General features: G+C 70.8%; 9 protein-coding genes. 3 read left to right on the forward strand and 6 right to left on the reverse strand.

Going from position 1 to position 8,777, the window contains the following annotated elements:
* The 3 genes from D7X32_RS41160 to D7X32_RS41170 all read right to left on the reverse strand — a co-directional run.
* Positions 1 to 550: FHA domain-containing protein (locus D7X32_RS41160; RefSeq protein WP_147450478.1), on the reverse strand; the 550-nt coding region annotated here is incomplete at its 3' end.
* Between the two features lie 6 nt (positions 551 to 556).
* Positions 557 to 1,486, reverse strand: a complete 930-nt coding sequence (locus D7X32_RS41165; RefSeq protein ID WP_120607978.1) for a helix-turn-helix transcriptional regulator — start codon at positions 1,484 to 1,486, stop codon at positions 557 to 559.
* A complete protein-coding gene (locus D7X32_RS41170) occupies positions 1,483 to 2,508 on the reverse strand; it encodes a helix-turn-helix transcriptional regulator (RefSeq protein WP_120607979.1) in 1,026 nt (341 codons plus the stop codon). Before D7X32_RS41170 ends, D7X32_RS41165 begins: the two co-directional genes overlap by 4 nt.
* Before the next feature lie 362 nt (positions 2,509 to 2,870).
* Here D7X32_RS41170 and D7X32_RS41175 point away from each other — a divergent pair, with 362 nt between their 5' ends.
* On the forward strand, positions 2,871 to 3,344 hold the full coding sequence (locus tag D7X32_RS41175; protein WP_171449590.1) for a hypothetical protein: 474 nt from the start codon (positions 2,871 to 2,873) through the stop codon (positions 3,342 to 3,344).
* A gap of 20 nt (positions 3,345 to 3,364) precedes the next feature.
* On the opposite strand, the gene proB is transcribed toward D7X32_RS41175, so the two are convergent.
* On the reverse strand, positions 3,365 to 4,489 hold the full coding sequence (proB, locus tag D7X32_RS41180) for a glutamate 5-kinase (RefSeq protein ID WP_120607983.1): 1,125 nt from the start codon (positions 4,487 to 4,489) through the stop codon (positions 3,365 to 3,367).
* 168 nt (positions 4,490 to 4,657) lie between these two features.
* On the opposite strand from proB, the gene hflX reads away from it, so the two are divergent.
* Both hflX and D7X32_RS41190 read left to right on the forward strand, forming a co-directional pair.
* Positions 4,658 to 6,313, forward strand: coding sequence for a GTPase HflX (gene hflX / locus D7X32_RS41185; RefSeq protein WP_171449592.1), 1,656 nt, complete (start codon positions 4,658 to 4,660; stop codon positions 6,311 to 6,313).
* Between the two features lie 50 nt (positions 6,314 to 6,363).
* On the forward strand, positions 6,364 to 6,825 hold the full coding sequence (locus tag D7X32_RS41190) for a hypothetical protein (protein WP_438359009.1): 462 nt from the start codon (positions 6,364 to 6,366) through the stop codon (positions 6,823 to 6,825).
* A 24-nt stretch (positions 6,826 to 6,849) separates the two neighbouring features.
* Here the strand turns inward: D7X32_RS41190 and D7X32_RS41195 are convergent, their stop codons facing one another.
* Together D7X32_RS41195 and D7X32_RS41200 are read right to left on the reverse strand one after the other, a co-directional pair.
* Entirely contained in the window at positions 6,850 to 7,857 is a 1,008-nt protein-coding gene (locus tag D7X32_RS41195; RefSeq protein WP_120607982.1) for an NAD(P)H-dependent glycerol-3-phosphate dehydrogenase, read from the reverse strand.
* Positions 7,858 to 7,894: 37 nt separating this feature from the next.
* Positions 7,895 to 8,777 (reverse strand): hypothetical protein (locus tag D7X32_RS41200; protein ID WP_208752718.1); only part of this gene is annotated, 883 nt, incomplete at its 5' end.

Below are 8,777 nucleotides of genomic sequence, written 5' to 3' on the forward strand. Positions count from 1 at the left end.
GAAGAGGACGCTCCGGCGGGGGCGGCTCTTGCGGGACGGCGCGCTGGGCGTTGGAGGTGGGCCGGCGGATGGCGCGCATGTTCATGCGCGTGGACTCCGCGCGGATGCCCTGCAGGTCCTCCTCGTCCACGCCCTCCGGCACGAGCGCCGCGGCGGCCTTCTTGTTGCGCTGCTTGCGCAGGGAGTCGATGGAGACGATGCGAGTGCTGTTGGCGCCGTCCTCCGCGGGCTTCTCGTCCTCGCCGGTGGTCGCGTCCTCCGCAGCGAGCGCGAAGAGGAACGTCACCGGGCCCAGCGTGAGCGTGTCGCCGTCCGTCAGCGCCTGCTTCTGCACCGCCGCGCCGTTGACGAGCGTGCCGTTGGCGCTCTTCTGGTCCTCCACCGCGTACCCACCTCCGTCCTGGAAGATGCGGCAGTGGCGGCGGGAGATACCGGGGTCGTACAGCACCACGTCGCACTCGGAGGTGCGCCCGATGAGCACGGAGTCCTGGTCGAAGACGAACTCCTTGCCGGCGTCTTTTCCCTCGGAGATCGTCAGTTGGAAAGCCATGTCGTCCTAGGAGCCTATCGAGGCATGTACGGCTCGGGCAACGGCGGCGCGCGCGCTCGCCGGCTCCAGCACTTCCGCCTCTCCCCCGAAGGATAGCACCCACTGCGTGAGCCAGCGCTCACTGTCTCCGGCCACCCGCACCTCCACCCCTCCGTCAGCAAGCGGGCGGGCGTCCTGGCCAAAGCGCTCCTTCACGTACGGGGCCGCCGTGGGAGTGAAGCGCACCCGGACGGAGGCCTCGCTCGCGCTTCGCGCCGGGTTGGGCACGTCCGCGCGGGCGTCCGGCGGGGGCTGGAAGGCGGTGGCCGTGACGGCCAGGTCCTCCATGCGGTCCAGCCGGAACAGGCGCGCGTCCTGGCGGGTATGGCAGAAGCCCTGGAGGTACCACTGGCCGCGGTGGCTGAGCAGCTCGTAGGGGCGCACCCGGCGCGGCTCCGGCGGGCGGCCGGGGCTGGCGTAGCCGAACGTCACCTCCAGCCGCTCCAGGATGGCCCGGGTGAGCGGCCCCAGCGCCGGGGGCGCGTCCGCGGAGGCGTCGATCTTCCGGTACATCTCCCGGAAGCGCTCGCGGGCCGCGGGCGGGATGATGCCCTCCAGCTTGGTGAGGGCGCTCTGGAGCGCGTCGCCGGTGGCCGGGCGCAGGAGCTCCGCCGCGGCGGCCAGGGCCGCGGCCTCGCCCGCCGTCAGCCGGGGCGGCGCGAACAGGCGCTGATCCAGGTCCACGTAGACGCGGTCGTTGTCCACGTAGATGTCGATGTAGTCGTCCGGGTTGAAGGGCGGCCGGCCCACGCAGGTGAGCAGGTCCAGCTCCTCCAGCAGGTCCTCGCGGCTGATGTTGAGGGCCTTGGCCAGGGCCACCACGGTGACGCCCGGGTGCTTGGAGACGTAGGGGACGAGGAACAGCAGGCGGCGCAGCCGCTCATGGACGTTGCTCATGCGCTCACCCGCTCACCTTCCACCGGCGAGTGCTTCGCCAGGATGTTCGCGGCCATCCGCTCCAGGCGCTCGCGCGCCTCCGGAGGCCCCTCCATGCGGCAGTCCGAGCCCAGGGACAGGACGAACCGCGTCAGCCCGTCCAGGAATGTGACCGGGAAGCGGGCCCGCACGACGCCCTCCGACACCGGCTCCAGCGCCGCGCCCGGGAACAGCGAGCCCGCGCGCGAGGCCTGCGGCCCCGTCAGCTGGAGCGTCACCTCCAGGGGTTCATGGAAGCGGTACTGCCAGGGGAAGTACGCCACGTGGGCGTCCAGCGAGAAGTCCGCTGGCACCTCGAAGTCCGGCGTGCGCGGCCGGGCGGTGTTCACCTTCAGCTCGCGGATGCGGTGGACGTGGAAGGTGCGCAGGCCCTGGCGCAGGTGGCAGTAGCCCACCAGCGTCCAGACGCCGCGCCTCAGCGCCAGGCCGTACGGGTCCACGCGCCGCTCCGTGACGCCGTCCTTGCGGGGGCTGCCGTAGGTCAGCTGCACCCACTTGTGGGCGGAGCACGCGTCCCAGAGCTGCTCCAGGCGGGCGGAGACCTCCTTCTCCTGGCCCTCCTGGCCGGTGCCCAGTTCCATGCGCACGCGCGGGGTGGGCAGGGATTCGCCGGCGAAGAAGCCGATCTTGCGCAGCGCGTGAGCCAGGTCGTCGCGGCCGGGGAACGCGCCAGACGCCAGCGCGGCGGACCCGGCGGCGTAGAGCACGGCCAGCTCCTCCTTGGTGAGGTCCGCCTCCGGCAGGTAGTAGACGTTGCGGTCGACGAGGTAGCCGTCGCGCCGCTCGTCGTCGCCCTGCACGTAGCTCAGCGGGAAGCCCAGTTCGACGAGCTCCGCCTTGTCGCGCTCGAACTTGCGTTCGGCGGCGTCATCCGAACCGCCGTAGTCCGCGGGGAAGTGCTCACGCAGCTCGGCCCACGAGATGGGTTCCCGCGCGTCGAGCAGCAGTGCCACGAGATCAAGGATGCGTTCCGTGCGGTCCATTCAGGTGATCGGTGACCATGGCGGACAGGACCCGGGAGATCAAGAGACCGGGGACTTCCGGGGTGGGAGAAAGGAGCAGGCAGGAAAAGGGACGGGAAGGGAACAATCGAGGGAACCGGCTCCGTCCAAGGGGGGATAGCCGCCCCAACCTGAACAGGCAAGCAGGTATCGCCATGTACCCCTCGTTTCGTCCGCAAGCCAGCAGACAACCCCGGGCGTGGGGCTCGCACTCGGGGCGCGTCTGGGTTATTCCTTGGCCATTGTCGATTTGGGTGAGAAGCGACAGCAGGCCTCTCTTGGGGGCTCCGCTGGCTGCCGTGGGGCCGACGCGGCGGACGGAAGGCTTTGACGAGGGCTCGACCATGGACCGCACCTCCCTGCTGAAGAAGTGGCTTCCCGGGCTGGCGCTGGTGCTGCTGGCCTTCGTCTCCACCCCGGCGCAGGCCCGCTCCGAACCGCTCTACTTCGCGCTGGAGGTCCGGCGCGACGGCCGGCTGATCGCCCAGCCCAAGCTGCTGGGCGAGGCGGGCCGCACGCTGCGCGCCGAGCGCCGCCGTCCGGGTGCGTCCACGCCGGACTACCGCCTGGTGCTCACGCCCAAGGGCGAAGGCGACTCGTTCGAGCTCCAGCTGGACCTGTCCCTCCCGGAGGGCGAAGGCCACTCGCAGCTTGCCCTGCTGCACGGCCAGGAGCGCAAGCTCCAGCTGGGCCGGGTGCCGGGGGAGCTGGAGGTCTCGCTGCTCCTGATGAAGGTGGACTCCCCGGAGTTCCGCGCGCTGATGCGGCTGACGGATGAGAAGCCGGGCACGGTGAAGTCCGTGTCCTGCTCCATCTAGGCGGCTTGCGCGGCCGTCCGCTACAGCACCGCCAGGTCGTCGCGGTGCACCGCCTCATCCAGGTAGCGGTAGCCCAGCACTGCTTCAATGTCCGCGCTCCGCCGCCCGGCGATGCGCCGGAGTTCGTTGGCGTCGTAGGTGGACAGGCCCCGGGCGAACACCGCCCCGGCCGCGTCCGTCAGGTCCACCGGGTCTCCCCGGCCGAACTCCCCTTCCACGCCCGTCACGCCGCTGGGCAGCAGGCTGCGCTTGCCCGTGACGATGGCCTCCTTCGCGCCGGCGTCCACCACCAGCAGGCCCCGGGGACGCAGGGCATGGGCGATCCACGCGGTGCGCGCGCTGCGGCGGCCGGCGGGTTCGAAGAGTGTGCCCACCGCATCCCCCTGGAGCACGCCGCGCAGGCGGCCGGGCACCGCGCCGGAGGTGATGACGCAGGGGATGCCCAGCTCCGAGGCGCGGGCCGCGGCGCGCACCTTGGATGCCATGCCGCCCGTGCCCACCGCGCTGGTGGCGTCGCCGGCCAGGGCCAGCACGTCGGCGGTGACGCGCGGCACGGCGGGCATCAGGCGGGCGTCGGCGTCCTTGCGCGGGTCGGCGGTGTAGAGGCCCTCCACGTCGGACAGGAGGACCAGCGCGTCCGCCTCCACCACGCCGGCCACCAGGCTCGCCAGCGTGTCGTTGTCGCCGAACTTCAGCTCGTCCACGGACACGGTGTCGTTCTCGTTGATGACCGGCACCACGCCCGCGGCCAGCAGCCGGTCCAGGGCGTGCTTCACGTTGAGGTAGCGCCGGCGCTCCTGCACGTCCTCGTGGGTGAGCAGCACCTGGGCCACCGTCCGGGACGCGTGGCTGAAGGCCTCTTCGTACGCCTGCATCAGGCGGCTCTGCCCCACCGCCGCGCACGCCTGCTTGCCGGGGATGTCCCGGGGGCGCGCGGGCAGGCCCAGGCGCTCCATGCCCAGCGCGATGGCGCCGCTGGACACCACCACCAGCTCCCGGCCCTGGGCGGCCCACAGCAGGTCCTGGCCCAACGCGTCGAAGTGGGCGCGGTTGAAGCGGCCCGTGGCGCTCGTCAGCGCGTTGGTTCCAATCTTCACCACCACGCGGCGGGCCCCGCGCAGGGCGTTGCGTGCGGAATCAGTCACGGAAGGCAGCGTAGGCTGGAACGGGAAAGGACGCGCGGGGCCCGGTTGTTCACCAGGCTTCGTGGCGGGCGGGAGCGGGGCCTTTGTCATGAAACGCGGACGGCCCCAGTCCATCCAATGCCTTGAATGCGGAGCGGGCCCTTCGATGCCCGCGCCAGGAGAAACGGTTTGAAGGAAATCTACGGCAACACCCTGGGCCTGAAGTCGAGCGAGCAGCAGCGGCTGCGCAACACCTTCCGCCGCCGCGTGGATCCGCGCGAAATCGTGTCCGCGGAGCTTGCCCGCCACCTCACCGAGCTGTCGCACGAGCTCAACCGTCAGGTGGGCGTCCTCATCAACCGCAAGGGCGACATCGAGCACGTCGTGGTGGGCAACGCGCACAAGCTGGAGCTGCCGGACATCGGCCGTGCGCGCGCCGGTCAAATCCGCCTGCGTGGCCTGCGCCTGGTGCACACGCACTTGAAGAGCGAACCCCTGACGAAGGACGACCTCACGGACCTGGCGCTCCTGCGCCTGGACTGCGTGGCGGCCGTGGGCGTGGGCAGTGACGGCCTGCCCGGCGTGCTGCACTGGGCCTACCTGGTGCCGGAGAACGGCTCGGGCGACTTCTGGCACGTGTCCACGCTGCCCTCCGTGCACGGTGAGCAGCCGGACCTGCTGGACACGCTGAACGCGCTGGAGGAGGAGTTCAACCGCAACGCCGCCGCGCGCACGGTGTCCGGCCGCGAGCGCGCCATCCTGGTGGCGGTGTGCCTGGACGGCAACCGCGCGCGGGCGGAGTCCAGCCTGGCGGAGCTGAAGGAGCTGGCGCGCACCGCGGGCGTGGAGGTGGTGGACAGCGTGCTCCAGATGAAGCGTGAAGCGGATCCGCGCTACCTCATCGGCCGGGGCAAGCTGGAGGACCTGAACCTGCGCTCCATGCAGTCCATGGTGGACCTGCTCGTCTTCGACAAGGACCTCACCCCGTCGCAGGGCCGTCACATCGGCGATGCGACGAGCCTGAAGATTCTCGACCGCACGCAGCTCATCCTCGACATCTTCGCCCAGCGCGCGCAGACGGCGGAGGGCAAGCTGCAGGTGGAGCTGGCGCAGCTGAAGTACCGGCTGCCCCGGCTGGTGCAGGGGGATGACTCGCTCAGCCGCCTCATGGGCGGTGGCGTGGGCGGCCGTGGTCCCGGTGAGACGAAGCTCGAAATCGATCGCCGCCGCGTGCGCGAGCGCATCACCCACCTGGAGCGCCGCATCGACGTCATCAGCCGCGAGCGCAGCGTCCGCCGGGCGCAGCGCAACCGGCGCGAGGTGCCGGTCATCTCCATCGTGGGCTACACCAACGCGGGCAAGTCCACGCTGCTCAACGCCATCACCAACGCGGAGGTGCTGGCGGAGGACAAGCTGTTCGCCACGCTGGACCCCACCAGCCGCCGGCTGCGCTTCCCGCAGGAGCGCGAGGTCATCATCACCGACACGGTGGGCTTCATCCGGGACCTGCCCAAGGACCTGGTGGCGGCCTTCCGCGCCACGCTGGAGGAGCTGTACGACGCAAGCCTGCTCCTGCACGTGGTGGACGCGAGCGACCCCGCGCGCGACGACCACGTGGAGGCGGTGGAGACCATCCTCAACTCGCTGGGCCTGATGGAGAAGCCGCGCCTGATGGTGTGGAACAAGGCGGACCAGCTGCCCGCGGACGAGGTGGAGGCGCTCCTGCGGTCCAAGGGCGGCGTGGCCATCAGCGCGGTGAAGCGCGAGGGGCTGGCGACGCTGCTGGCCAAGGCGGACACCACCCTGTTCGCCGAGGGTGCATCCGAGTCCATCGGCGTGGTGTGACGGTGGGCGGGTTGTCGGCGCGGGGGCCCTCCCCGTAGAGTCGGGGGGCCTTGGCTCCCGCGCTGAAACTGCTCATCCCGTTGTTGACGGCCCAAATCGAAGGTCTGCCCGGAAATGACTCCGGGCCGGACTACGACCGGCCCGTCTCGTCCATCACCACCGGCTACATCGAGCTGCTCGAGAAGAACAGCCACATCGTCTACCCGGTCATCGCCGTGGTGACGCTGCTGCTCATCGGCTGGGGCATCCTGTCCGCGTGGCGAACGCAGGACATGGACGGCCTGCAGAAGAACGAGTTCAAGCGCGCCATCATCAACGAGCTGCGCTCCAACCTGAGCGGCATGCCCGGCGACCTGCTGGGCCGCACCATCGGGTTGGACCGGCTCAAGACGAACCGCCTGCTGGAGGAGATGCAGACGGAAGGGCTCGTCCTGAGCCACACCAACTCCGAGCGGCTCACCGTGTGGCGCGTGCGCGGCGCCGGCCCCGAAGCGAAGCCGCGCCGCTACTAGCGCGGCCCCTGCCCTCCGGCGCCTTCAGACGCCGGACAGCTCCGACTTCGGCTGGCGCGTCATCAGGTCCACCACCGCCGCCTTGGCGTTCTTGCCCTCGTAGGCGATGAGGTAGACCTGCTCGCAGATGGGCAGCTCCACGCCCGTCTTGATGGACAGGTCGCGCGCGCTCTTCGCCGTCTTCACGCCCTCGGCGACCTCCTTCATCTCCGCGAGGATGTCCGGCAGCTTGCGGCCCTTGCCCAGTTCCATGCCCACGTGGCGGTTGCGGCTCAGTTCACCCGTGCAGGTGAGCACCAGGTCGCCCATGCCAGACAAGCCGGAGAGCGTCAGCGGGTTGGCGCCCTTGCGCACCGCGAGCCGCGTGATCTCCGCCAGGCCGCGCGTGATGATGGCCGCGCGCGCGTTGTGGCCCATGCCCAGGCCGTCCGCCATGCCCGCGGCGATGGCGATGACGTTCTTCAACGCGCCGCCGTACTGCACGCCCACCACGTCCGTGGACGTGTACGAACGGAAGGTGTCCGTCTGGAGCGCCTTCTGACAGCGCTGGGCCACCTTGTCCCAGTGCGACGCGATGGTCACCACCGTGGGCATGCGCCGCGCCAGCTCCTTGGCGAAGCTGGGGCCGGAGAGCACCGCGACGTACGGGTGGAACTCCTCCGGCAGACAGTCCTCCAAGAGCTCCGTCATGGTGAGGAGCGTGCCGTTCTCGATGCCCTTGGACACCGTGACCAGGGGCACGCTCTTGGGCAGGAAGGTCTTCGCGCGCGCGAGCACTTCACGCGTGGCGTGGCTGGGCGTGGCGAGCACCACCATCTCCGAGCCCGCCAGCGCCTCCTCCAGGTCCGTGGTGGCGCGCACGCGCTCGGAGAGGGGGATGCCCTTGAGGTAGGTGGCGTTCTCGTGGCGGGTGTTGATGGCCTCCACAGCGGAGGGTTCGCGGCCCCACAGGCGGACTTCATCGCAATTCACCGCGAGCACGTTGGCGAGCGCCGTTCCGAACGAACCTGCACCGATGACACTGCCGCGCATGAGATGACCTCGGGTCGAGAGGGGGGGAGGGGGGATTTCAGAACAGCGCGGACACCACGCCCACGGACAGCGTGGGCATGAACTCCGCATCCGTGGAGCGGCTGCGGAAGTCACCGCCGAAAGAGACAGCGTAGGACGTCTTTTCTCCGACGGGAAACTCCACGCCCAGCCGGACGAGGACGGCGGCATCCAGCTTCCACGCGGGCGGCACGCCGGACAGCGGATCCCGCTGGATGGGATCCATGTCGAAGGCGAAGAGGGCGCGGACGTCCAGATAGGGCCGCCACGCGCGCGGGCTGTCGCCCTGGAAGGAGGTCACCAGTCCCGGCGCCACGTTCCAGTCGCGCCTGCCGCTCAGGTAGCGCGCGCCCTGGTCTTCCGTGTCCGGGGGACGCAGGAAGAACGCGTGGCCGCCGTCCACCACGAAGGCCAGGCTGACGTTCTCGCTGTCCAGGAGGGTGAAGCGGGCGCTGGCGCGCAGCTCGGTCATCAGGCCGTAGACGCTGTCCACGCCCAGCCCCAGGTCCAGGTGCTCCAGGACGCCGTACACGCCGCGCGCGGACACGAAGGGGAAGCCCAGCTCCATCCCCACGCCCACGTGTCCGGAGCCCAGCGACCGCCCGCCGTAGAGCCCGTAGCGGTTGGGGGCCTGGGGTGGCGCAGGCGGACGGGGAGCCTTGACGCGGCGGCGCTCATGCGGCGGCTCGGGGAGCGGTGGCGGCGCGGCCCGGGGCGGCGGAGGCGGAGGCGGCGCGGTGATGGGGTCGGAGGCGCCGGGGAAGGACTCCCAGCCTTCGGCTTCGCCCTTGGCCTTGGACGGCGGCTGGACGCGGGCGGGCTCTTCCTCCGGGGGGGCGGCCTGGGGACGCGTGGGTTCAGGCGGCGCTTGGGGAGCGGGCTTGCCGGGTTCGCTCCAGGAC

It is taken from the genome of Corallococcus carmarthensis (assembly GCF_003611695.1).
Classification (GTDB): domain Bacteria; phylum Myxococcota; class Myxococcia; order Myxococcales; family Myxococcaceae; genus Corallococcus; species Corallococcus carmarthensis.

Bases quoted from the DNA above. Each gene is read 5' to 3' on its own strand.
- D7X32_RS41165 (WP_120607978.1), bottom strand. From the start codon at position 1,486: ATGAGCAACGTCCATGAGCGGCTGCGCCGCCTGCTGTTCCTCGTCCCC.
- D7X32_RS41170 (WP_120607979.1), bottom strand. From the start codon at position 2,508: ATGGACCGCACGGAACGCATCCTTGATCTCGTGGCACTGCTGCTCGAC.
- D7X32_RS41175 (WP_171449590.1), top strand. From the start codon at position 2,871: ATGGACCGCACCTCCCTGCTGAAGAAGTGGCTTCCCGGGCTGGCGCTG.
- D7X32_RS41195 (WP_120607982.1), bottom strand. From the start codon at position 7,857: ATGCGCGGCAGTGTCATCGGTGCAGGTTCGTTCGGAACGGCGCTCGCC.